The organism is Haloechinothrix sp. LS1_15 (assembly GCF_033042135.1).
Lineage (GTDB): Bacteria > Actinomycetota > Actinomycetes > Mycobacteriales > Pseudonocardiaceae > Haloechinothrix.
The window spans coordinates 66,239-88,318 of the sequence record NZ_WBXM01000002.1 but is presented as its reverse complement, the minus strand read 5'-3'; the positions used below and the strand labels follow the sequence as shown (position 1 = coordinate 88,318).

Annotated in this window: 20 protein-coding genes and 1 tRNA gene; 8 read left to right on the top strand and 13 right to left on the bottom strand. The window is 68.7% G+C overall.

Annotation, left to right across the window (positions count from 1 at the left end; genetic code table 11):
* Nucleotides 1-41 precede the first annotated feature (41 nt).
* Nucleotides 42-854 carry a Bax inhibitor-1/YccA family protein gene (locus tag F8178_RS03320; RefSeq protein ID WP_317493128.1) on the bottom strand — a complete coding sequence of 271 codons (813 nt, stop codon included), beginning with the start codon at nucleotides 852-854 and terminating at the stop codon, nucleotides 42-44.
* 339 nt (nucleotides 855-1,193) lie between these two features.
* On the opposite strand from F8178_RS03320, the gene F8178_RS03315 reads away from it, so the two are divergent.
* Together F8178_RS03315 and F8178_RS03310 are read left to right on the top strand one after the other, a co-directional pair.
* Nucleotides 1,194-3,188, top strand: a complete 1,995-nt coding sequence (locus F8178_RS03315; RefSeq protein ID WP_317493127.1) for an SDR family oxidoreductase — start codon at nucleotides 1,194-1,196, stop codon at nucleotides 3,186-3,188.
* A gap of 209 nt (nucleotides 3,189-3,397) precedes the next feature.
* A complete protein-coding gene (locus tag F8178_RS03310) occupies nucleotides 3,398-4,525 on the top strand; it encodes a DivIVA domain-containing protein (protein ID WP_317493126.1) in 1,128 nt (375 codons plus the stop codon).
* Nucleotides 4,526-4,549: 24 nt separating this feature from the next.
* On the opposite strand, the gene F8178_RS03305 is transcribed toward F8178_RS03310, so the two are convergent.
* The 4 genes from F8178_RS03305 to F8178_RS03290 form a co-directional block, all read right to left on the bottom strand.
* Entirely contained in the window at nucleotides 4,550-5,893 is a 1,344-nt protein-coding gene (locus F8178_RS03305; protein WP_317493125.1) for an amidase family protein, read from the bottom strand.
* A 614-nt stretch (nucleotides 5,894-6,507) separates the two neighbouring features.
* Nucleotides 6,508-6,581, bottom strand: a tRNA-Leu gene (locus F8178_RS03300).
* A gap of 106 nt (nucleotides 6,582-6,687) precedes the next feature.
* On the bottom strand, nucleotides 6,688-8,016 hold the full coding sequence (locus tag F8178_RS03295) for an NAD(P)/FAD-dependent oxidoreductase (protein WP_317493124.1): 1,329 nt from the start codon (nucleotides 8,014-8,016) through the stop codon (nucleotides 6,688-6,690).
* 71 nt (nucleotides 8,017-8,087) lie between these two features.
* Nucleotides 8,088-8,882: a uracil-DNA glycosylase gene (locus F8178_RS03290; protein WP_396344965.1), complete on the bottom strand. Its 795-nt coding sequence runs from the start codon at nucleotides 8,880-8,882 to the stop codon at nucleotides 8,088-8,090.
* 24 nt (nucleotides 8,883-8,906) lie between these two features.
* Here F8178_RS03290 and F8178_RS03285 point away from each other — a divergent pair, with 24 nt between their 5' ends.
* The gene (locus F8178_RS03285; RefSeq protein WP_317493123.1) at nucleotides 8,907-10,418 is read left to right on the top strand and encodes a S10 family serine carboxypeptidase-like protein; all 1,512 of its coding nucleotides are present in this window, start codon (nucleotides 8,907-8,909) and stop codon (nucleotides 10,416-10,418) included.
* A 49-nt stretch (nucleotides 10,419-10,467) separates the two neighbouring features.
* Here the strand turns inward: F8178_RS03285 and F8178_RS03280 are convergent, their stop codons facing one another.
* The 5 genes from F8178_RS03280 to F8178_RS03260 all read right to left on the bottom strand — a co-directional run bounded on the left by F8178_RS03280 (nucleotide 10,468) and on the right by F8178_RS03260 (nucleotide 14,597).
* On the bottom strand, nucleotides 10,468-11,424 hold the full coding sequence (locus tag F8178_RS03280; protein WP_317493122.1) for a Ppx/GppA phosphatase family protein: 957 nt from the start codon (nucleotides 11,422-11,424) through the stop codon (nucleotides 10,468-10,470).
* Between the two features lie 10 nt (nucleotides 11,425-11,434).
* The gene (locus F8178_RS03275; RefSeq protein WP_317493121.1) at nucleotides 11,435-11,983 is read right to left on the bottom strand and encodes a DUF501 domain-containing protein; all 549 of its coding nucleotides are present in this window, start codon (nucleotides 11,981-11,983) and stop codon (nucleotides 11,435-11,437) included.
* 135 nt (nucleotides 11,984-12,118) lie between these two features.
* Entirely contained in the window at nucleotides 12,119-12,493 is a 375-nt protein-coding gene (locus F8178_RS03270) for a septum formation initiator family protein (protein ID WP_317493120.1), read from the bottom strand.
* Between the two features lie 105 nt (nucleotides 12,494-12,598).
* Nucleotides 12,599-13,885: a phosphopyruvate hydratase gene (gene eno / locus F8178_RS03265; protein ID WP_317493119.1), complete on the bottom strand. Its 1,287-nt coding sequence runs from the start codon at nucleotides 13,883-13,885 to the stop codon at nucleotides 12,599-12,601.
* A gap of 229 nt (nucleotides 13,886-14,114) precedes the next feature.
* Nucleotides 14,115-14,597: a VOC family protein gene (locus F8178_RS03260; RefSeq protein WP_317493118.1), complete on the bottom strand. Its 483-nt coding sequence runs from the start codon at nucleotides 14,595-14,597 to the stop codon at nucleotides 14,115-14,117.
* Nucleotides 14,598-14,734: 137 nt separating this feature from the next.
* Between F8178_RS03260 and F8178_RS03255 the strand changes: the two genes are divergently transcribed.
* Nucleotides 14,735-15,151, top strand: a complete 417-nt coding sequence (locus F8178_RS03255; RefSeq protein ID WP_317493117.1) for a tetratricopeptide repeat protein — start codon at nucleotides 14,735-14,737, stop codon at nucleotides 15,149-15,151.
* 23 nt (nucleotides 15,152-15,174) lie between these two features.
* On the opposite strand, the gene F8178_RS03250 is transcribed toward F8178_RS03255, so the two are convergent.
* The 3 genes from F8178_RS03250 to F8178_RS03240 form a co-directional block, all read right to left on the bottom strand.
* Nucleotides 15,175-16,188, bottom strand: a complete 1,014-nt coding sequence (locus tag F8178_RS03250; RefSeq protein WP_396344964.1) for a MazG family protein — start codon at nucleotides 16,186-16,188, stop codon at nucleotides 15,175-15,177.
* Nucleotides 16,185-17,135 (bottom strand): hypothetical protein, encoded by a 951-nt coding sequence (locus F8178_RS03245; RefSeq protein WP_317493116.1) that lies wholly within the window; start codon nucleotides 17,133-17,135, stop codon nucleotides 16,185-16,187. The genes F8178_RS03250 and F8178_RS03245 overlap by 4 nt, the downstream gene beginning before the upstream one ends.
* A gap of 67 nt (nucleotides 17,136-17,202) precedes the next feature.
* Entirely contained in the window at nucleotides 17,203-18,201 is a 999-nt protein-coding gene (locus F8178_RS03240; protein WP_317493115.1) for a DUF3048 domain-containing protein, read from the bottom strand.
* A 232-nt stretch (nucleotides 18,202-18,433) separates the two neighbouring features.
* On the opposite strand from F8178_RS03240, the gene F8178_RS03235 reads away from it, so the two are divergent.
* Genes F8178_RS03235 through F8178_RS03220 form a run of 4 tightly spaced genes read left to right on the top strand, consistent with a single transcriptional unit; the run spans nucleotide 18,434 to nucleotide 22,066 of the window.
* On the top strand, nucleotides 18,434-19,384 hold the full coding sequence (locus F8178_RS03235; RefSeq protein ID WP_317493114.1) for an ABC transporter ATP-binding protein: 951 nt from the start codon (nucleotides 18,434-18,436) through the stop codon (nucleotides 19,382-19,384).
* Nucleotides 19,381-20,208 (top strand): ABC transporter permease, encoded by an 828-nt coding sequence (locus F8178_RS03230; protein WP_317493113.1) that lies wholly within the window; start codon nucleotides 19,381-19,383, stop codon nucleotides 20,206-20,208. Before F8178_RS03235 ends, F8178_RS03230 begins: the two co-directional genes overlap by 4 nt.
* Entirely contained in the window at nucleotides 20,205-21,434 is a 1,230-nt protein-coding gene (locus tag F8178_RS03225; RefSeq protein WP_317493112.1) for a histidine kinase, read from the top strand. Before F8178_RS03230 ends, F8178_RS03225 begins: the two co-directional genes overlap by 4 nt.
* On the top strand, nucleotides 21,431-22,066 hold the full coding sequence (locus tag F8178_RS03220; RefSeq protein WP_317493111.1) for a response regulator transcription factor: 636 nt from the start codon (nucleotides 21,431-21,433) through the stop codon (nucleotides 22,064-22,066). Before F8178_RS03225 ends, F8178_RS03220 begins: the two co-directional genes overlap by 4 nt.
* Nucleotides 22,067-22,080: the final 14 nt, after the last annotated feature.

Genomic DNA, 22,080 nt, shown 5'->3' with positions numbered 1-22,080 from the left:
AGCCGGACGTCACGTCCGGCTCCCTCTTCCTCATCCGCGATCTACTCCTGGAAGTACGACAGCAGGCGCAGGATCTCCAGGTACAGCCACACCAGGGTGACCATCAGCCCGAACGCCACGAACCATGCCCACTTCGCGGGCACGGCCTCGCGGATCATCCTGTCGGCCATGTCGAAGTCGAGCAGGAAGCTGAACGCCGCGATACCGATCACCACGAGGCTGAAGATGATCGCCAGCGTGCCACCGTCGCGCAGCCCCATGTTGATACCGAAGAACCCGAGCACCAGGTTCGCCAGCATCAGGATGAACGCACCGCCGATGGCCCCGATGATCCACTTGGTGAACTTCGGGGTGACCTTCACCGCCCCGGTGCGGTAGACCACGAGCATCACCGCGAACACGCCGGCGGTACCGAGGATCGCGTTGAGCGCGATCTGGTTGCCGAACATAGCGGTGAACATGCCGGTGATCGCGCCGAGGAAGACACCCTGAGCCGCCGAGTACGCCAGTGTCAGCGCCGGGCTCGGCAGCTTCTTGAAGATGATGATCAGCGCGAGCACCAGGCCGACCAGCATTCCGCCGATCATGGCCCCGAAGATGCCGCCCGTAGTGCCAGCTGCGATCTGCGTCTGCGCCCAGATCGCGGTGATCACACCGACGCCGAGTGCCGTGCCGAGGCAGGCCCCGGTCTTGAGGACGATGTCATCGACGGTGATCGGACGTTCATCGACGCCGGTGGCTGCCTCAGGCCCCGCCTGACCGAGAGCCTGCTGTGGCTGACCGAAGCCGTATGAGCCGCCTGCCGCGCCGCCTACCGGCAGGTTGCGGAACGCGGGATTGCTACTGGTACGCACCTGGATCCTCCTGGATCTGCTCGCACGTTTCGGGGACTATCGAGGTCATAGCATGTACTGGGTACAACGGCCGCGGCGAGCGGCCGGTTCCCTGACCACACAGCGCTCAGCTTACCCGTAACGGACACTGCGCACGTCAATCCCATCGCGATCAACGGCACGCGCGGCCCGGTGAGGCAGGTCGATCACAGGAGCTGCCGCACGCGTGACCGTAACGTAGCGCACCGTAGCTGCTCGGTAGTGGCTTCGTTAGAGGTGATGGAGCAGAATGCTACAAACACCGACGCAGCGCGCCGAGTGCTCGGCGAACGCGCGACGGAGCCGACCGGAGGAGGACCGATGACCACCTACCTGGTAACGGGCGCGACCGGACTGATCGGCAGGCACTACGTGGAGCTGATCCTCGCCGATCCGGACACCGAGCGGGTATGGCTGGCGGTGCGCCCCGGCTCCGAAGGAAAGATCACCAAGCTCAGCGCCCGCTGGCCGAACGCCGACAAGATCACCACGGTCACCGGCGACGTGACGACGGAGCGACTCGGCATGACCGCCGACGAGCTCGAAGCGCTCCGCGGCAACGTCGACAACGTCGTACACCTCGCCGCCCTGTACGACCTCACCGCCGACGACGAGAGCAACGTCCGAGCCAACGTCGACGGCACGGCGAACGTCATCGCGCTGTGCCAGGCCATCGAAGCGGGTTGCCTGCACCACGTGTCGTCGGTGGCAGTCGCAGGCGACTATCGCGGCACCTTCACCGAGGACATGTTCGACGTGGGCCAGCAGCTTCCCACCCCGTACCATCGAACGAAGTTCGAATCCGAACGGTTGGTGCGCGCCCAGTCGGCCGTGCCGTGGCGCGTCTACCGACCCGCCGTGGTCGTCGGCCACTCCGGCACCGGCGAGATGGACAAGATCGACGGCCCGTACTACCTGTTCCCCGCGATCGCCAAGCTGACCTCGCTGCCGAGCTTGCCCGCCGTCGCCCCGGACATCGGTGACACGAACATCGTCCCGGTGGACTACGTCGCCAAGGCGCTGCACGCGCTGGTGCGTAAGGAAGGGCTCAATCACCGCGCGTTCCACCTCGTCAACCCGGAGCCCCAGCCGGTGACCTCGGTGTACAACGCGTTCGCCCGTGCCGCTGGCGCGCCGACCATCACCGCCGAGCTCGGCGAATCGCTGAGCAAGAACATCCTGCGGCTGGCGAAGATGTCCGATTACGTCCCCGGCGTGACCATCGCCCGCGACGCGCTGCTGGAGCGGGTCGGCCTGCCACCAGTACTGCTGGACAACCTCGCGTTCCCCTCGGTGTTCGCCTCGGTGGAAACACGCAAGCACCTCGCTGCCGACGGCATCGAGGTCCCCCGGCTCGCCGAATACGCGGCATCGCTGTGGGCCTACTGGAGCGAGCACCTCGACCCCTACCGTGCCCGCAAGCACGGGCCGGGCGGTGTGCTCGACGGCAGGCGGGTGGTGATCACCGGTGCGTCCTCCGGGATCGGGCGGGCCACCGCGCTGCGCGTCGCGGCCGAGGGGGCCTACCCGCTGCTGGTCGCGCGCAGGCGAGCCGAGCTGGAAGAGGTGCGCACGGAGATCGTCCAAGCGGGTGGCCAGGCCTCCGTATATCCATGTGACCTCACCGACGACGAGTCGGTGACCAAGACCATCGACGCGATGCTCGCCGATCATGGGCGGGTGGACATGCTGGTCAACAATGCGGGACGGTCCATCCGCCGCTCCATCCGGCTGTCCTACGACCGCATACACGATTACGAGCGCGCCATGGCCATCAACTATTTCGGCGCCGTACGGCTGATCCTCGGCCTGCTCCCACATATGACCGGGCGCAAGTTCGGACACATAGTCAACATCTCGTCGATCGGCGTACAGGGCATCGCGCCGAGATTCTCGGCATACGTGGCGTCGAAAGCGGCGCTGGACTATTTCAGCAAGATCGCCGCGGTGGAGATGCACGGCGACGGGGTCTCCTTCACCACCATCCACATGCCGCTGGTGCGCACGCCGATGATCCGGCCGACCAAGCTCTACGACGCGTTCCCCACCAAATCCCCTGAGCAAGCGGCGGACATGGTGGTGGAGGCGCTGACGAAACGCCCCAAGCACATCGGCACCCCAAGCGGGCAGCTCATCAACGCTGCCTACACCGTGGCACCCGGGTTGGTCGACGCCGTGGCATACCAGGCCTTCCGCGTGTTCCCCGATTCGGTGGCCGCGGGAGGAGAGGGCAAACTCAAGATCGGCCGCGGCGAGCAACAGCTCGGCCGTGCCGCCGCGGCACTGGTCAAGCTCACCCGAGGCTTCCACTGGTAAGCGGGCAACCCGCCGGCTCCCACCCGCAGTACTCCTCCCAAGCTTTGGTCCACCCGCCGAGACAATGCTCCGGCGGTCGCCACCCCAGAAGGGGCACCGCCCGCCGGACAGTGGGTGGACCAACCGCTAGGCTGGAGGGGCGGTACACATCCTGGGGTGGCGGCCGCGCCGGACGACCACAACTCACCGTACGCAGGTAACGTCGAAGCATGACTTCGCCCAGCCCGAAGCGAGACGACGCCGTGACGCCCTTACAGCGCGAGTTCGACCACGTGTGGAACGGTTTCGACCGGAACCAGGTACGCGAATACCTGGCGAACCTCGAAACCACCGTGCGACGCCTCATCGAGGACCGGGACTCGGCGCGGGCACAGGTGAACTCGCTGACCGAAAAGCTCGACACACTGCGCACCGAGAACGGTCAGCTGCAGTCCCGGGTGGAAGAGCTGCTGGAGCCCCCAGAGCGTCTCGAGGATCTCGACGAGCGGATGCAGCGGGTGGGGCACCTGGCCTACATGCAGGCCGATGAGATCACCACGCGCGCCCAAGCCGCCGCCGAGGAGCGGTGGAAGGAAACCGCCGAGGCGTCGATCGCGCTGCGGGAGCGATACCGCTCGCTACTCAAAGAGCTCGACAAACAAGCCGAGCAACTACACGCGCAGCACCGAGCGGCGCTGGAGGAGACCAGGGTCGAGGTGCAGAAGCTCACCACGGAAGCGGTCCGCCGCAGGCAGCAGCTCGACGAGGAGGAAGAGCGCAAGCGACGCCACATCGAGCAGGAGTTCGACGCCTCGATGACGTCCCAGCGCAGCGCGCTGGAAAAGTACATCGCCGACCAGCAGACCGCGAGCAAGAACCAGGCGGAGCGGCGGCTCGCCGAGGCGGCGGAGGAAGCCAAGCAGCGGATCGCGCACGCCCAGCAGGAAGCCGACCGCACCATCGCCGAAGCCAACGCGGTCGTCGACCGGCTCTCCGCGATCAGCACCCGGGCAAGGGACAGCCTCAAGCGCGCCGACGACGTGCTGGCCGACAGCGAGTCGGCGCTCGAACCCCTGGAGGAGGAAGACCTCCCGATTCCGAGCGTCGAGGAAGACGAGGAGCAGCCCGGCGAAGGAGCCCGGGACGGCACCGCACGCGACGATCAGGCCGACCCTCGAGACTGGCAGGCAGACGGTGCAGGTAGCGGACGGCGCGCCGGGGGTGGTGAGCTGCCGCAGCGGCAGCCCCGCACGCAGACCCCGCCACGGCAGACGTCGGCCGGCCAGGCGAGTTCCACCACCACCTCGGGTGAAGGCGCCCGCACGGGGGAAGCCCGCACCGACACCGACCACGGTTAACCCGCGACGTGCTGCTCCCTGCAGCTAGCTCCCCACCGCTTCGCTCGCCGTGCGCTGCCAACCGAGCATACGTTCCACTGCGGCCGCGAGACCGAGCAGCGTGGCTTCCCCGTCAGGAGGGGCGACCAGCTGCACGCCGAGCGGCACGCCATCGCGGCCGATCCCGGCCGGCAGACTCATCGCGGGAAACCCCGCCAGGTTCCACGGTCCGGTGAACGGTGCGAACCGGATCGCCTGGAACGCGTTGTGCGCCCAGGAACGACGGTGCCACCACGCCGCCTTCGGTGGTGGTGCGGCGTAGGTCGGGGTCAGCAGCACGTCGTAGTCGGAGAAGAACTCCCGCGCCCGACGCTGCCAGCCGAGCGCCGTGTCGGCACGCACCAGCCTCGCCCGCAGCGCGGCGCGGCCGAACGCCAGGTGGCGCCGAGTACGCCGCTGCATCCGAGCGACCGGCCAACCCTGCGAGCCAGCGACCGGTCCTGCGAACCAGCGGGCCAGCAGACCCGCCGGAGTGGTGATCCCGTACCGGGGAGTGTCGCCGGTGACCACGTGCCCGTCCTGCCGCAACACGTCCGCGGTCGCCGTCACCGGGTCGCGCAGCATGCGCGGTACCGGCGTGCCGAGCGGTGCGCGGGTGCTGACCGCGATACGTAGCGGCGAAACCGGCTCGGTGACCTCAGCGAGGTCGTCGCGCTGCGCCATCACCGACAGCAGCAACGCCGCATCGGCCACCGTCGTCGCGAGCGAACCGTGTGTGGACATGCCGTACCAGCTCGGCGCCTCGGGTTCCGCGATCACGCCGGTACCCGGCTTGATGCCCACGAGCCCACACAGCGCGGCGGGCAACCGCACCGAGCCGAGCCCGTCGGTGCCGTGAGCCACCGGAACCATCCCGGAAGCCACCGCGGCACCGCTGCCGCCTGAGGAACCGCCCGCGGTGTAGCGGGTGTTCCACGGGTTGCGGGCGACCGCTTCGGGATCGTCGCTGAACGGCCAGATACACAGCTCCGGCACCCTGGTCAACCCGACAATGACGGCACCGGCGGCACGCAGCCTGGCCACCAGGACGTGGTCGTCGGTGGCCTCGCCCGTCGGGGATGCCTGTGAGCCCCAGCACGCGGTTTGCCCGGTCACCTCGACGACGTCCTTGACCGCGACCGGAACCCCGGCGAGCGGGAGGCGATCGAGGTCATCGCGTTGCCGCAGCGCTGCTGCCTCCGCCCGGGCAGACTCGGCGAGCACGGCGCGGAACGCGCCGTACCGCCCGTCCATTGCGGAGATTCGTGCGAGAGTGTCCTCGATCAGCTCCACGGGGTCGACTTCCCCGGAGCGGACCCGGCCAGCCAACTCGAACGCGGTAGTAGTCATAGCGCGACTCTAGCGGCTGCCCTGCTCGCGGTCCCGCGCACCGGGCATCCCTGCCGCGGACAGCGACCGGGGTGCGGGGCCGTGTCCACCGACCCCGCACCCCGGTTCACTTTTCGACTGGGCAAGCCACCCGGCCCCGCCGCGGAGCCGGTGGCCATGACATCACCGGAACCGGCGCTCCCCACGGTAGGGGCTGTAGCCGCGGGCGACGTCATGTGCCCGGTTCAGATCCGTAACAAACCTCGAGAACTTCTTGATCACTGCGCGCATGACCGTCACCTCGCTTTCTTCGGATGGACTTGCCGCTTGTTACGTCGGCGCGGACGCCACGTGTGTTAACACTGACAATCGGGTTGATGTTCCAGCTCATGGTGGGGCCAGTGCCCCGCAAGCGGTGCTCGGCACCGAGGATACGTTGACAACACGCACCCCTGTGGGATAGTAGCGCGAGCTTCCGCCGATACGCCGCCCCGAGCGGAGGTCACCGCAGGCGATGTGAGCAGTGACACTCTCGCTGCTCAGCGACGGCGGCTTACTGGGAGTTGCGGCTGGGAGAGGCCGTGGCCGTGAACAGCGCCGTCGGGCCGGACCGCGACGGCATAGTCTCCTTCCAGTGCCCCCGACCGGACTCGAACCGGCACTGCATCGATTTTAAGTCGACCGCCTCTGCCAATTGGGCTACGGGGGCACTCACGAGCTTAGCTGCGCCGTTCGCCAGCTACACGCCCGGGCGAGGGCGCGCGAGCTCGCGAGTGCTCCGTGCGGCGGCCGACGGGAACGCGTTGTTCACCTCACTACTCGTGCGCCGACACTCGAGCGAACTCCGCCTTCGGGTCGTTGATCTGCCCCATCGACACGACTTCCCTGCGGAACAGGCCGCCGAGTAGCCAGTCAGCGGTGATGCGGGCCTTCTTGTTGAAGGTCGGCATGCGGCTGACGTGATACAGGCGGTGCATGCTCCACGCCGTGAACCCCTTGGCCTTGATGTTGTACACATCGGCGACGCCCTTGTGCAGGCCGAGGCTGGCCACCGAGCCCACGTTCTTGTGGTGGTAGTCCTTAGCCCGGCCATGCCGCAACGTACGCAGGATGTTCTTCGTCAGATGCCGGGCCTGCCGCACGGCGTGCTGCGCGTTCGGCGGGCAGATCGCCGTGGGGTCGTCCTCCGTCTTGGACAGATCGGGCACCGCGGCGCAGTCACCAGCGGCCCACGCCCCCGGCCGCCCTGCCACCTGCAGCGCCGCCGTGGCCTGCACGCGCCCCGACCGGTGCAGTGGCAGGTCGGAGGACGACAGCACCGGGTTGGCCTTCACACCGGCGGTCCAGATGATGGTGTCGCTGTCGAACTCGGTGCCGTCGGACAGCACGACATGGCCGTTCTCCATAGAGTTCACCAGCGTCGACAGGTAGACCTCGATACCGCGCCGTTCGAGCTGCTCCACGGTGTAGACGCCGAGGGTCTCCCTGACCTCGGGCAGGATCCGGCCCGCGCCTTCGACGAGTACCCAGCGCAGGTCGTTCGGGCCGATGTTGGCGTAGTACCGGCAGGCGAACTTGGCCATGTCCTCCAGCTCCGCCAGCGCCTCGATACCCGCGAACCCGCCACCGACGACGGTGAAAGTCAACAGCCGCCTGCGCAGGTCGGGATCCAGCGTGCTGGACGCTTGATCCATTCGCGACAGCACGTGGTTGCGCAGGTAGATCGCCTCACCGATAGTCTTGAACGCGATGCCCTGCTCGGCCAACCCGGGGATCGGCAGCAACCGCGCGACGGAACCGAGCGCGATCACCAACACGTCGTAAGACAGCTCCTGGATGTGCCCGTCGGCGGCTTCGACGGTCACCGCCCTGCGCTCGTGCTCGATCTTGTTCACCCTGGCGGTGAGCACGTGACAGCGCTTGAGCGAACGTCGTAGCGGCACGACCACGTGCCGCGGCTCGACCGAACCCGCGGCCGCTTCCGGCAGGAAGGGCTGGTAGGTCATGTGCGGCTGGGGGTCGACGACGGTCACCGAAGCCTCGTTGGCGCGAAGCTTCCGCTGGAGGCCCAGCGCGGTGTACAGGCCGACGTAGCCGCCCCCGAGGATCAGGATGCGGGTCGGCTCGGACTTACGTGCGCTCATAATGCCATCGTTGCACTTCACCGCGAGTAACACGAGCCGAGCCCGGTGTGCTGTGAGCTAACACGCCACCGTTACCGAAGCCGCGCGGCGCGTGCTGCATCGGCGAGCACATCGCGCAACATCGCCGGGGTGAGCCTGCCGGTGAAAGTGTTCTGCTGCGACACGTGAAAACACCCGAACAAGTGCAGTTCACAGGACTGTTTCCCGATGTGGAAGTCAGGGCGGTCGTGCTCGGATAGCACCACGTGGGCGCCATGCCCGAACCGAGGGCGGGGTTTCGGCACCTGCCAGCCGAGCTCGGCGAGCACCCGCAGCGTGGACTGCCAACCGAACGCTCCCAGCGCGACGACCGTCCGTAGCGTCGGCGCCAGCAGTTCGAACTCCCTGACCAGCCACGGCTGACAGGTATCGCGCTCGCCAGGGGTTGGTTTGTTCGCAGGCGGCGCGCAGCGCACCGGCGCTGTGATGCGGGTGCCGTACAGGCTCAGCCCATCGTCGCGGTGCGTCGCCTCCGCCTGCGAGGCGATCCCCACCGCGTGTAGCGCGGCGTAGAGCACGTCGCCGGACCGGTCGCCCGTGAACATTCGCCCGGTCCGGTTGGCGCCGTGCGCGGCAGGCGCCAACCCCACGATCGCCAGCGACGCGTCAGCTGGGCCGAATCCGGGTACCGGACGTCCCCAGTAGGCCTGGTCGGCGTAAGCGGCACGCTTGTCGCGTGCGACCCGTTCCCGCCAGGACACCAGCCGATCGCATGCGGCGCAGCCGGTGATGGCGCTGTCGAGTTCGGCGATACTGTGCTGGTCGGCCGGACGGGGATCGCCACAGCCGGGCACGGCGTTCTGTGGGGGAAACGGCACAGCCGACATTGTCTCGCACATTAGAGTGACGCCATGACATCCACTCCTGACGACACCGGGCACAACCCGGCCACGCCAGCCGAGGACAGCACCGCCACCAGCGACCGCGCCGCCAGCACACCCACTGATGACCTGGTCACCACCCAGCACGCACTGACCACGCGTGACACCACGCTGCACTACACCGCACAGACCGGGCGCATGGTGTTGCGCGAAGAAGTGATCACCGACGACGCCTTCGACGGTCACATACCCAAGGCCGAGGTGTTTCTGACCGCCTACACCCTCGACGGCGCCGACCCGACTCACCGGCCGGTGACCTTCGCCTTCAACGGCGGGCCCGGGTCGTCGAGCGTGTGGCTACACCTGGGGATCCTGGGCCCCCGACGGGCACTGTCCGGGGATGTCGATGCGCTGGAACCCCCACCGTACGGGCTGGTCGACAACACCGAATCCTTGCTGGAACACAGCGATCTGGTGTTCATCGATCCCGTATCGACGGGCTACTCGCGAGCCGCGCAGGGCAAGAAACCCAAGGACTACCACGGATTCACCACCGATATCACCTCGGTGGGCGAGATCATCCGGCTATGGGTCACACGCAACGGCCGATGGCTGTCGCCGAAATTCCTGGCAGGCGAATCCTATGGGACCGTCCGTGCCGCTGGGCTGGCCGAACACCTGCAGTCCAAGTACGGCATGTCATTGAACGGCCTGATGCTGCTGTCCTCGGTGCTGGACTTCGGCACGCAGTTCTTCACCAAGGGCAACGACCTAGCCTACGCCCTCTACGTACCGACCTACGCCGCCATCGCCCATTACCACGGGATGCACCCTGACCGGTCGCTGCCGGAGCTGCTCGCCGAGGCCGAGGAGTTCGCCAGCCGGGACTACCTGTGGGCCCTGGCCAGGGGTTCCCGGCTGACCGCGAGTGAGCGCGCGGACATCGCCACCCGACTGGCTGCGCTAACCGGGCTGTCCCGGGATTACGTGGAGCGGGTGGACCTGCGGGTGGAACATCTGCGGTTCTTCACCGAGCTGTTACGGCACCGCAGGCTGGTGGTCGGCAGACTCGACTCGCGCTTCACCGGATCCGATATGGACTACGGGCTGGAGCGTATGTCGGCCGATCCCTCCTTCTCGGCGATCTACAGCCCCTTCGCCACGGCGCTGAACCACTACGTACGCAACGAGCTGGGCTACGAGAACGACCTGCCCTACGAGGTGCTCAGCTTCGATGTGAACTCGGCGTGGTCCTACTCCGAATTCCAGAACTCCCACGTTACCGTCGCGGACAAGCTTTCAGCCGCCATGCGGGCGAATCCGCACTTGAAGTTGCACGTGTCGTTCGGCTACTACGACGGCGCGACACCCTATTACGCTGCGGAGCACGCTCTGGCACATCTGGCCGTTCCGGACTCGCTGCTGGACAACATCACGCGGGCCTACTATCCAGCGGGCCACATGATGTACATCCACCATGCCTCCCGGCTGCGGCAGGCGGAGGACCTGGCCGCGTTCGTACGGGCCGCCGCCAACCGATGACGGCAGCGGGTGTGGCGCTGAACGTGACGTTCAGCGCCACACTCGCCGGTCAGCCACTCAGCGAGAGGGCGATCCCGTCGAGGATGTCGTGCTCGCTGACGACCAGGTCGGCCGGGCCGCCGCGCTCGGCGAGTTGCTCGGCGAGCGCCTGAACGATCAACGCTCCGCCGCCCATGACGTCCACCCTGCCGGGGTGGATCACCGGGTTGGCGGCCCGGGTGTCGTGATCGGCTGCGAGCAACCAGCCGGTGGTTCGCTCGATCGCCCCGCGGTCGAGCACCGACAAGTGGGTGCGCTCCGAGTCATAACTCGATAGTTCCTGGGCGATCGCCGACATCGTGGTCACGGTCCCCGCAACACCGATCCAGGTGCGCGCTGCCGACACGTCCACGTCCTCGTAAGCCTCGACCAGCGTTTCCGCCGCGAGTTTGCGGGCCTGTTCGATCTCGGCCGCCGTCGGTGGGTCCGAGGGAAGCGCACGCTCGGTGATGCGCACGCAGCCGATGTCCACCGACCGCGCCGCCCGCACCCGCGCCGTGCGGCCGTCCCAGTCGCCGAGCACCAGCTCGGTCGAGCCGCCACCGACATCGACCACCAGGAACGGCCCGTCCGCAGGCTGGTGCTCGGCCACCGCACCGGCGAACGAGAGCTCGGCCTCCTCGTCACCGGTGATGATCTCAGCACGCGCACCAAGGATGCGCTCGGTCATGTCGAAGAACTCGGTGGTGTTGCTCGCGTCCCTGGTGGCCGAGGTCGCCACCATCCGTACCCGCTCGGCGCCCTCGCGCCCCGCCGCCGCCGCGTAGTCCACCAGCGCCGACCTCGTCCGTTCCAACGCTTCGGGCGCCAGTGCTCCCGTGGCGTCGACCGCCTGGCCGAGCCGCACCACCCGCATCTCGCGGTGCAGGTCACGCAACGCAACGGTGCCGTCATGCCCCGGGAGGAGCTCGGCGATGAGCAGGCGGATGGAGTTCGTTCCACAGTCGATCGCGGCAACCCTCGTCATGGCGTTCACCCTAGCCACCGGCGTACCGCGCGTCCTGGCCGGCCGGCGCCTGTTCAGCCACGCACTCTCCCGACGGCCAGCTGTCCGCGAGCAACTCCAGCGCTTCGTCACCGAAGGGGTTGACCCCGGCACCCACGGCCAGCCGGTGAGCCAGGTGAACATGCAGGCACTTCACGCGGTCCGGCATCCCCCCGGCCGAGACGTCGTGGCCGAGTGGCTCGATGGCGTCACGCTCGGACAGGTAGGACTCGTGCGCGGCTCGGTAGCGCCCGGCTAGCTCGGCGTCGGCGGCCAGTCGGTCGGTCATCTCGCGCATGACTCCCGTGGCCTCTAGCGAGCCCACGAGCGAAGCCAATCGCGGGCACGTGAGGTAGTAGAGCGTCGGAAAGGGGGTGCCGTTCTCCAGTCGGGGGTGGGTCTGCACCACGGCCGGATGCCCGCTCGGGCAGCGGGCGGCGATCGCCCGTAACGCTCGGGGTGGCCGACCGAGCTGCTCGGCCACCACTTCCCGGTCCACCTCGGTGACCGGCTCGAACCGCGAGTCCTCCGGTACGCTCACGCGTCCACGGTACTCGGCACCACGTGCGATACCGCGAGGACGTGCCCCTCCGATCACCCCCGGGAGCGGGGAGCTGAACGTCACGTACGTTCCGTAGAAGGCGCTGAACGTCACGTTCAGCGCCACCCCACCGCATTACCCGGTGATGCTCGACCAGAGTTGCTCGTACCACGGGCCGGCGGCGTCCTCGCCGTCGTCCTCATCGGCACCCGCGGCCTCAGCGGTGTCCTCCGGCAGCTGCACGATGAACGGGGTCTCCCCCGGCATCACGTATCGCAGCCTCGCCCGCGCCTCGGCCTCCACCTGCACGGGATCATCCAGCTCCGCTCGGCGTTCCTCCAGCCGTTCGATCTCGGCCTCGAGCTGCTCTTGCCGCTCCTCCTGCTCGGCGATCTCAGCCTGCTGCGCGAGGTAGGTCCGCAGCGGAACGGCCAGCGTGAACACCAGGGCACACAGCACGAGGGCGACCACGGCGGCACGCCGCGTCGTGGTCAACCCGATCGTGCGCATCGCACCAGACACCCGGCCGGCCCCGCCGGGCCCGGCACGCCCAGCGCGCACCGGTCTGCGCGCACCGCTGGGCCGGCGGGGCCTGCTGTCGCCGGGCATGGGCGATCACGCCTCCTGGCTGAAGCGCGGGAAAGCGATATCCCCGGCGTACCGGGCGGCGTCGCCCAGGTTCTCCTCGATCCGCAGCAGCTGGTTGTACTTGGCCACGCGCTCCGACCGTGCGGGCGCACCGGTCTTGATCTGCCCGGCACCGGTCGCCACAGCCAGGTCCGAGATCGTGGTGTCCTCGGTCTCGCCCGACCGGTGACTGATCATGCTCTTGTAGCCGTAGGAGGCGGCCAGCGTCACGGCATCGAGGGTCTCGGACAGCGTGCCGATCTGGTTGACCTTCACCAGCAGCGCGTTTCCCGCGCTGCGGTTGATGCCCTCTTCGAGCCGCTCCGGATTGGTGACGAACAGGTCGTCACCGACCAGCTGCACGCGACCGCCGAGCTTGGAGGTGAGCTCGGTCCACCCTTCCCAGTCGTCCTCCGCCAGCGGATCCTCGATCGACACCAGCGGGTAGGCGTCAAGCAGCTCAGTGTAGTAAGCAGTCAGCTCCGCGGCGGACCGGCCAGTGCCTTCGAAAGTGTAGCGGCCGTCGGAGTAGAACTCGGTGGCCGCGACGTCCAGTGCCAGCGCAATATCCTGGCCGACCGCGTACCCGGCCTTCTCGATGGCCTGCACGATCAGGTCCAGTGCTTCCCGGTTGCTGGACAGGCTGGGCGCGAAACCGCCCTCGTCGCCGAGGCCGGTGGCGAGGCCACGTCCCTTGAGCACCGACTTCAGCGCATGGTAGATCTCGGCTCCCCAACGCAGCGCCTCGCGGAAGGACTCGGCCCCGACCGGGGCGATCATGAACTCCTGGATGTCCACGTCGGTGTCGGCGTGGGCTCCGCCGTTGAGGATGTTCATCATCGGAACCGGAAGGACGTGCGCGTTGGGTCCGCCGAGGTAGCGGAACAGTTCCAGCTCGGCTGAGGACGCGGCGGCGCGTGCCACCGCGAGCGACACACCGAGGATGGCGTTCGCTCCGAGGCGCGACTTGTCCGGCGTGCCGTCGAGGTCCACCAGCTTCTGATCGACGATGCGCTGGTCGACGGCCTCCACGCCGGAGAGCTCGTCGTTGATCTCGTCGAGCACACCCGCCACGGCGCGCTCCACGCCCTTGCCGCCATACCGTGCCGTGTCCCCGTCCCGCAGCTCCACGGCCTCGTATTCACCGGTGGACGCCCCGGACGGTACCGAGGCGCGGGACATCGTCCCGTCGTCCAGGGCCACTTCCACCTCGACCGTGGGATTGCCCCGCGAGTCCAGGATCTCCCGTGCACCTACCTGTTCGATGACCGCCACGCGAACTCCTCGCCTACCGTCTTCTCCGTCGTCTACCAGCTCGGTTCATCGACTTGTCGCCGAGCACTGCCTTGTAGCCTAACGGGGGACAACCTCACCCGTGTGCGGCACACCCGGGCGCGCCCGATATCGGGGCGCCGCTGGTGGTCATCCCAGCGCACGCGGGCAAGCATCCGGTGGTGAGCTCGGCTGTGTTCGGCTGTGTTCGGCTGTGTTCGCCGAGGCGAGCTCAATCGGCCCTGATTTCCTGCCAGCCGGCGGGTAGCTCCACGGTATCGGAGATGTGCTGCCAGAACGTCCAGCTGTTCCCGCCGATGTCCTGCACCGTGAAGATGCGCGCACCGTACGGCTGGTCCTGGGGCTGCGACACCTCGGTATCGCCGAGCGCGGTCTGCACCCGCTCGTGCTGGGCGTCGACGTCGTCCACGTAGACGATGTTGAGCTGCCCTACGGGGCCGCCGACGCCCTTGGCCTCCCAGTAGTCCGCCCCGACACTGGCCAGCTGGATCTCGGCGCTACCCGCCATGATCGTGGCCTGGAACACGAAGCCCGCCGAGTCGACGTAACGCACCCGTTCGGCGAAACCGAACACACGCACCAGCCACTCCAGCGCCTCCCCGGCGTCGGCGTAGTACAGGTAGGGCGCGAGACCGAGGTAGTTCACCTGCCGCGCGCTCGTCTGGTTCGGTTGCCCGTCCTGCGTTTCGTTCATACGTTCCACCCGAGTACGTCGCCGGATCAATACGCCATGCCTATACGGGACCTGGTACCGGAACCCTACGCCGCCGGAAGCCCCATCCTGCCGAACGGTCGTGCGTGGCGCCCACGGCGGGTACCGTCGATGGAGCCATGGAGGATCATCATGCCCCTGCGCCCGAGGCCGACGGCAACGGGACGTCCTACGCCACGGCGTTCCGTCGCGCCGAGACGTTGCTGGCCCGCCGCCGACCGCTGGATGCGCTGAACGAGCTCGCCCCCCTGCTGGACGTCGAGCCGAACAAGCCCAGCGTGCAGTTGCTTGCCGGACGGGCCTACTTCCGCTCCGCGCAGCTGCACAAGGCCGAGCACGCGTTCAACCACGTGCTGGAGATCGACCCCGCCGACGACTACGCGCGCTTCGCGCTCGGTAAGACACTGCAACGGCTCGGCAGGCTCGTCGAAGCGCTCGGCCAGCTCCGCATGGCCTCGGCGATGAACCCGTTACCGCACTATCAGGAAGCGCTCGGGGAAGTCAGCGCCCGGCTGGCAGTGCAGCGGGATGCGTAGCGCCCGGTCACCGGTCGCACCCATCAATCTGTCCGAGCCTCGGGCCAGTAGTACCGCCAGGCCTTAGCATCGAGCGCCGCGGGATCGGCACCATCGCGGGTGGCCGCCGCCTCGGCGTCACGAAGGTCGGCGATGAACTGTTTCGCCGCGGCGCGCAGCTCACCCTCCGGTTCGTGGCCTGCCCACTCGGCCATGGCCACGAACCGGAACAGCCCCGCACCGATACCGGTGTCGCTGGGCAGCAGGTCGTCGGGGATACCGGCCCGGCGGGCGCGGCGGGCGAGCTTCGCGGCGAGCGCCACGGCGGGTTGCCCGAGAACGACACCGTCCACGGCCGATTGCCTGCCCCGCTGCGAACGCTTGAGCTCCTCCCAGCGCAGATCCTGCCGCTCTGCCGTGTTCTCACCGTCCTCACCGCCGCCGAACACCTGCGGATGCCGCTCAACCAGCTTGCTGACCAGCCCACGAGCGACCTCCTCGATATCGAACGGATCGGTGCCGTGCTCGGTGGCCACCCGCGCGTGGAACAGCACCTGCAGCAGCACGTCACCGAGCTCCTCCCGGAGCGAGGCCCGGTCGCCGGACTCGATCGCCTCCAGCAGCTCGTAGGTCTCCTCGACGAGGTACTGGCGCAGTGATTCGTGGGTCTGCTCGGCGTCCCACGGGCAGCCACCGGGGGAGCGTAACCGGTCCATCACCCCGACGGCGTCGAGCAGTGCGGGCACCGTCGCCGCTATCCGGGGAGCTCCCGCGTCGTGCAGCGCCGCGGCCGCCTTGCCGTCGGGGTCGGTGACGAGCAGCACCACGGCCGAACTAGCGGCTTCGGCGCGCAGCACCGCCGGATCGGGACAGGGCTCGGCACCCGTGACCCGCCGGACGCTGTCGGGCACCCCTGCCGTGGCGTAGATCGCCGACGCGGAGCCAAGCACTGGCACGGCCGCTGCGGGCAACGCGTCCGACAATTGCCGGGCGCACTGCACCACCGCGCTACCGTGCGCGACGCGCGCCCCGCTCTGCCCGGTGACCTGCTGGCTCACGGTTGGGCGGTACGGGACGGGATCAGCTCGCCGAACGTGTGCTCCTCGCTCTCGGCGATGCTCATGCCGACCGGGTCCCACACCCCGTAGCGAGGATTGATCTCGACGCCGACCTCCTCGGCGACCGGGGCGAGCATGCGCAACCCGAAGCCGTAGAGCACGTTGGGATCGGCCTGCGGAGCTTCCGCGACATCGTCGTCGCCTGCGGCGGCGTCCACGGTGCGGTCGGTGATCAGCGCGACCAACCACACCGGCTGCTGCGGGTTGGGCTGGATCACCGTGACGGTACCGGGCTCGGCGCTGAACAGCGCGCTGGTGGCCAGCTCGGCGGCTCCCCCTGCGACGAGCTCGGCCGGGGTGAACGTCTCGTCGATGACCCGCCTGCCCTCGTCGCCTGCCAGCTCGGCGGCCCGCTCCGGGTCGGCGGCGATCTCCTCGCCGAGCGCGACGGCCTGCTCCCGCATCGGGTCGTCCGGCGTGTCGGCGCTGACCTCAGCCCCGATCACCTCGACCGAGATCCGATCCAGGTAGTGCTCACCCAGCTGCTCGATCAGCGCGACATCGGTGGCGAACCGTTCGAGCCGCTCCGGCGGCACCCCGACCATCGCGGGCGCCTCGTCACGACCGCCCCACGCCTCGAGCCGCTCGTCGACGACCTCGCGGTCGACCTGCAGATCCTCCTCCTCGGCCGCCACCTCGAGCAACTCGCTGACGACGTAGCTCTGCACCACGTGGCGCGTGTAGAGACCGAGGTTGCCCTCGTCGTCGGCCTGCCGCACCTCGGGAATGTTGTTCAGCAACCACCGCACATCGTCCTGGACGCGCTCCAGCGGGATGCGCTCGTCGCCGACGACCGCCGCGGAGGACGCCCGAGTCGGCCCCTCCCCACAGGCGGCGATCAACAACGCGGAGCCGGCCAGCGCGATGGTCGGCGCGAAACGACGCATGATCCTGCCCACGGTGGCTAGCCTCTCACAACCGGGTGACGGCACAGGCACGGAGGGCGCGCCTGGCTCACGCGGGCACGAGCAGCACCCAGAGCCTGCCCTCGCCGAGCGGGATGGGGTCGCCGCCACCGGTGACCAGCCGCAGCGGTTCGTTCGCGCCATCGCGCGCCCAGCTGCCCTGGTAGGCGCGCCCGTCGCGCAGCACGGCCGCCGCGCCCTGACCGACGGTGCGGGCGACGGGTGAGAGGCTGCCGGTCGAGTCGGTGATACCCAGGCCCGCCTCGATCGGCACCCGCAGCACCACGACCGTGCCCGCGTCGAGCCTGCCGTACTCGGCTGAAGTGAACGGGCTGCCGTTCATCGAGACGAGCCAACCGTCGCGGTCGCCTGACCAGGCGAAGTCGTAGGACGCGCTCTGGTAGGCGACCCGATAGCTGTCGACTGGCTCGCCACCGCTTGGTGGGGCTCCCGTCGGGAACGGCTCCGCAGCCGCGGGCGTTCCGGGGAGCCTGCCCGGCCGCACGTAGAGGTTGTGCGGGCTGGGTCGGGAGCCGTCCCGGTAGAAGGCGTTCGAGTGGTGTGGGGCGACGGTGGTCAGGCCGCTGTCCGCCAGCGGCCCCGCCAGCTGGGACGCGGAGCCGGAGTAGGCGTATACAGCGTCGGTGAACTGGCCGAGCAACTCGATGTCGGTCTCCCGAGCGCTGCGCACTGGCCCGAGCACGTCTGGGCGCTCACCCCAGTGCACCGACAGCAGCCGGGTGAGCCCGCCCTCGACGGGTTGCACGTAGATGGCATCGGACGACCCGAGCCCGACGTGCCGGACCTGGCTGCCGCCCGCGTCGATCTTGGTGACCAACGCAGGAGGGAACAGTGCGGGCTCGGGAGCGGACTCACGTTCGGGTTCCGGATCCGGGGGCGGGTGCTCTGCCGTCGCGGGCGGCGCCGCGTAGCGCGCGGCATGCCGCTCGTCTCCCCCGCCGACGAGCAGCACCGCACCCACCATCACACCGACCACCCCGACGGCGGCGAGCAGGGCGATCAGCGTCTCCAACGGCTTCCGGTCCACACCCCCTTCATACTGTGCTGGCGTGTGTTACGTCACGCGATGTGGTCCAATGGTGATCACAACGCAACAGGTGGAGGTTCGGCTGCCGTGCGCTACCCCGATCCAGTGGACAGCGCCCCGGCACGGCGCGCGGCACCCATGACATCCGTCATGGCCGAACACTGACACAGCCCGGCAGCGGCCATGACGGAACGCACTACCGGCTCCTGCCGGTGTGACGGATGCTGTGACCATGATCAGCGACGACCCACCCGTCATCGAAACGACCCGGCTCCGCCGCCGCTACGGCGGCGAGTCGGGCTTCGAAGCGGTCTCCGGAATCGATCTACGGATCGAGCGGGGCGAGCTGTTCGCCCTGCTCGGCACCAACGGCGCGGGCAAGACGTCCACCATGGAGGTGCTGGAAGGCTTGGTCGCGCCCAGCGACGGCACCGTGCGTGTCCTCGGTTGCGATCCAGTGCGGCAACGCAGGCTGGTACGACCCCGGATGGGCATCATGCTCCAGGAAGGTGGCTTCCCCACGGATCTCACCGTGGCCGAGGCCGCACGTATGTGGGCAGGCACGTTGTCGGTGCCCCGGCCTGTTGCGACGCGGGTGCGAAACGTCCTGGCGAAGGTCGCTATCGACGACCGTGCCGGGACGCTCGTCAAGCAGCTCTCCGGTGGCGAGCGTCGGCGGCTCGACCTGGCGCTGGCACTGCTCGGCGATCCCGAAGTGCTGTTCCTCGACGAGCCAACCACGGGGCTGGATCCGGAGAGCAGGCGCAACACCTGGCGGCTGATCGGTGAGCTGCACGCCGCTGGCACCACCGTCGTGCTGACCACGCACTATCTCGACGAGGCCGAGCAGCTGGCCGACCGGCTCGCGATCCTGCACGAGGGCCGGATCGAACGGCTGGGAACCGTGGCTGACGTGGTGGCCGACCATCCCTCCGAGATTAGCTTCGATACGCCTGACCTACCGCTGCCCGAACTGGACGGAACCACCGTCACCACCGGACGACGCGGCATCACCATCCACACGCACCACCTACAGCGCACCCTGACGCAGCTGTTGACGTGGGCAGACGAGCACGGGGTGCGGCTACCGGGGCTACGCGCCAGTACCGCCTCACTGGAGACGGTGTTCCTGTCCATCGCCGGCGATTCCCGCTCCGCGGTCACCGAGGAGGTCAGCGCATGAACGGCAACGTGAAGGCCAGCGCAGCTCCAGCCGAGACGCGGCCCGGCGTCACCCCGGCGCATCGCCTTGCCGCGCTAGCGCGGGCCGAGTTCACCTTGCTGCGACGCAACAAGCTGCTGATGGTCAACGCCTTCGTGATCCCCCTGCTGCCGATCGCGTTGCTGATACCGGCACGATCCGGCGGCCGGGTTCCGCAGGAGGCGGCCGTCATCGCGCTGGCCCTGCTTGTGCTGGTGCTGCTGCTGTTCGTCGTCTACTACAACCTGCTTTCCTCCTACGTGGCCCGCCGTGAGGAGCTCGTCCTCAAACGGCTGCGTACCGGCGAGTGCTCCGATGCCGAGATCCTCCTCGGCACGGCGCTACCCGCGGTGACGGTCGCGCTCGGCATGGTGCTGCTGATGTCATTGGTCGGCACGCTGGCGCTCGGACTGCCCGCCCCGGAGAACCCGATCGTGCTGCTGCTCGCGGTGCTCGGCGGTGCCGCGGTGTTCACCTCGCTGGCGCTGATCACCACCACGTTCACCAAGAACTCCGAGGCTGCGCAGATCACCAGCCTGCCCGTCATCGGGATCAGCGTGCTCGGCCTGCCGTGGGTGGCCGATGCGCTCCCGCAGTCGGTGGGTGAGGTCGTGCCCTACCTCCCGTTGGCACCGGTGGCCGAGCTGACCATGCTTGGCTGGCTCGGCCTCACTCCCGGCGGCGACCGCGTGGCCTTCGCCGAGATTTTCCAGCTCGCCTGGCAACCGGCGCTGGTGATGCTCGCCTGGCTGGTGCTGGGCGCCATGGTGGCGCACAGGTACTTCCGCTGGGAACCCCGGAGGTGAGCGCGGTCCCGACCGGCATGCGGGAACGCGGCGGGTCGTGGCAGGCTCGGCTCATGCCGCTCGCGCCGTCCCCGCTCCGGTGGTGGCGCCATGCCACCCAGGTGCAGCGTGTCGACGCTTACACGGCGGTCACGCTGCACGTGATGCTGTGGGTGCTCCCGGCTGTCGCACTGGTTCGGCTCATCGCCGAGCTCACCGCAGGCCAGCACGCCCCGGCCGTCGCCACGCTCACCGGCGCCGTCGTGCTCCTCGGCTGCACCGGCAGCTGGCAGCTCCACCTCGCGATGCGCCACTATCCCGGCGGTAGGCAACGACCGCTCGCCCCGCTCGCCGTGCTCGCGCTAGCCGCCACGGTCTGCGTCGCCGCCGCCAACACCGCACCCGGTGACGAGCCCACGCACTGGGGCATGCTGGCAACGGGGTATGTGCTGACGATCGCGGTGTCCCCGCTGCTGCGAAGTCACGCGGCCACTACGTGGGCGGTCGTGGTGGGGATCGCGTCACTGGTGGCGTTCCGCGAGCCCACGCTGGCCGCCATCCACCTGGCCATCGCCGCGATCTTCATCGCGACGGTGCGGACATCGCTGTGGTTGCGGGAGGTGGTGCGCGAGCTGGACCGGGCGCGTACCGCGCAGGGTGCGCTGGACGTGGCCGAGGAGAGGTTGCGCTTCTCCCGCGACCTGCACGACGTGCTCGGGCGCAACCTCTCGGCGATCGCGGTCACCAGCGAGCTGGCGGCCGAACTCGGTGCTCGCGGTGACGACCGGGCACCCGAGCGGATGCGGCGGGTGCACGAGCTCGCGCACGACTCGCTACGTGAGGTGCGCGAGCTCGCTCGCGGCTACCGGGATGTCAGCTTCGACTCGGAACTGTCCGGGGCGCGATCGTTACTCGAGTCGGCGGGTATCGACTGCGACATCGAGCTCGGGACGAGGAACACACCGGAGCTGACCGGTCAGGAGCAAGAGATGGCCGCGTGGGTGGTGCGTGAAGCGGTCACCAACGTGCTGCGCCACAGCAGCGCCACGCGGTGCGCGATCCGGCTGGCAGGCCGCACGCTGGTGGTCAGCAACGACGGGGCAGGCCGCGACCGGCACGAGGAAGGCAACGGGCTCGCCGGATTGCGAGAACGGCTCGCGCCTTCGGGCGCCACGTTGGCCACCGACGCGTGCGAGGGCTCGTTCACGGTGACGGTGACGTTCCCCGGAAAGGACAGCGCGGGATGACGAGTCAGGACCGCGTCGAGCGGGAAACCATCCGGGTACTGCTCGCCGAGGACGAGCACCTCATCCGGGACGCGTTGGCGACCATGCTGGATCTGGAGGGTGACATCGTCGTGGTCGCCCAGGCCGCGACCGGACAGGAGGCGCTGGCCATGGCGTCTCGGCACCGGCCGGACGTGGCCGTGCTCGACCTCCAGCTGCCGGACTCGGACGGCATCGAGGTCGCAGCGCAGCTCCTCGACCAGCTGCCAGGGTGCCTGCCGTTGATCGTGACCAGCCACGGCAGGCCCGGATACCTCAAGAAGGCGCTGTCGGTCGGGGTTCGTGGCTTCCTGCCCAAAACGGTGCAGGCACGCACGTTCGCCGAGGCGATCCGCACGGTGCGCCATGGCGGTCGCTATGTCGACCCGGAGCTGGCTGGTGAGGCCATCGGTGCCGGTGACTCGCCGCTGACGCCACGCGAGTCCGATGTGCTCGAATACGCAGCGGATGGGGCCGAGACCGACGAGATCGCCCGCCGCGCCTCGCTGACCATCGGTACCACCCGCAACTACCTCTCCTCGGCGATCGCCAAGCTCGGCGCCGCCAACCGCCACGAGGCCTGCGCCATCGCGCGCCGCTACGGCTGGATCTAGTGCCCCGTGCCAGA

Bases quoted from the DNA above. Each gene is read 5' to 3' on its own strand.
- F8178_RS03315 (WP_317493127.1), top strand. From the start codon at position 1,194: ATGACCACCTACCTGGTAACGGGCGCGACCGGACTGATCGGCAGGCAC.
- F8178_RS03310 (WP_317493126.1), top strand. From the start codon at position 3,398: ATGACTTCGCCCAGCCCGAAGCGAGACGACGCCGTGACGCCCTTACAG.
- F8178_RS03305 (WP_317493125.1), bottom strand. From the start codon at position 5,893: ATGACTACTACCGCGTTCGAGTTGGCTGGCCGGGTCCGCTCCGGGGAA.
- F8178_RS03295 (WP_317493124.1), bottom strand. From the start codon at position 8,016: ATGAGCGCACGTAAGTCCGAGCCGACCCGCATCCTGATCCTCGGGGGC.
- F8178_RS03290 (WP_396344965.1), bottom strand. From the start codon at position 8,882: ATGTCGGCTGTGCCGTTTCCCCCACAGAACGCCGTGCCCGGCTGTGGC.
- F8178_RS03285 (WP_317493123.1), top strand. From the start codon at position 8,907: ATGACATCCACTCCTGACGACACCGGGCACAACCCGGCCACGCCAGCC.
- F8178_RS03280 (WP_317493122.1), bottom strand. From the start codon at position 11,424: ATGACGAGGGTTGCCGCGATCGACTGTGGAACGAACTCCATCCGCCTG.
- F8178_RS03270 (WP_317493120.1), bottom strand. From the start codon at position 12,493: ATGCGCACGATCGGGTTGACCACGACGCGGCGTGCCGCCGTGGTCGCC.
- F8178_RS03260 (WP_317493118.1), bottom strand. From the start codon at position 14,597: ATGAACGAAACGCAGGACGGGCAACCGAACCAGACGAGCGCGCGGCAG.
- F8178_RS03255 (WP_317493117.1), top strand. From the start codon at position 14,735: ATGGAGGATCATCATGCCCCTGCGCCCGAGGCCGACGGCAACGGGACG.
- F8178_RS03245 (WP_317493116.1), bottom strand. From the start codon at position 17,135: ATGCGTCGTTTCGCGCCGACCATCGCGCTGGCCGGCTCCGCGTTGTTG.
- F8178_RS03235 (WP_317493114.1), top strand. From the start codon at position 18,434: ATGATCAGCGACGACCCACCCGTCATCGAAACGACCCGGCTCCGCCGC.
- F8178_RS03230 (WP_317493113.1), top strand. From the start codon at position 19,381: ATGAACGGCAACGTGAAGGCCAGCGCAGCTCCAGCCGAGACGCGGCCC.
- F8178_RS03220 (WP_317493111.1), top strand. From the start codon at position 21,431: ATGACGAGTCAGGACCGCGTCGAGCGGGAAACCATCCGGGTACTGCTC.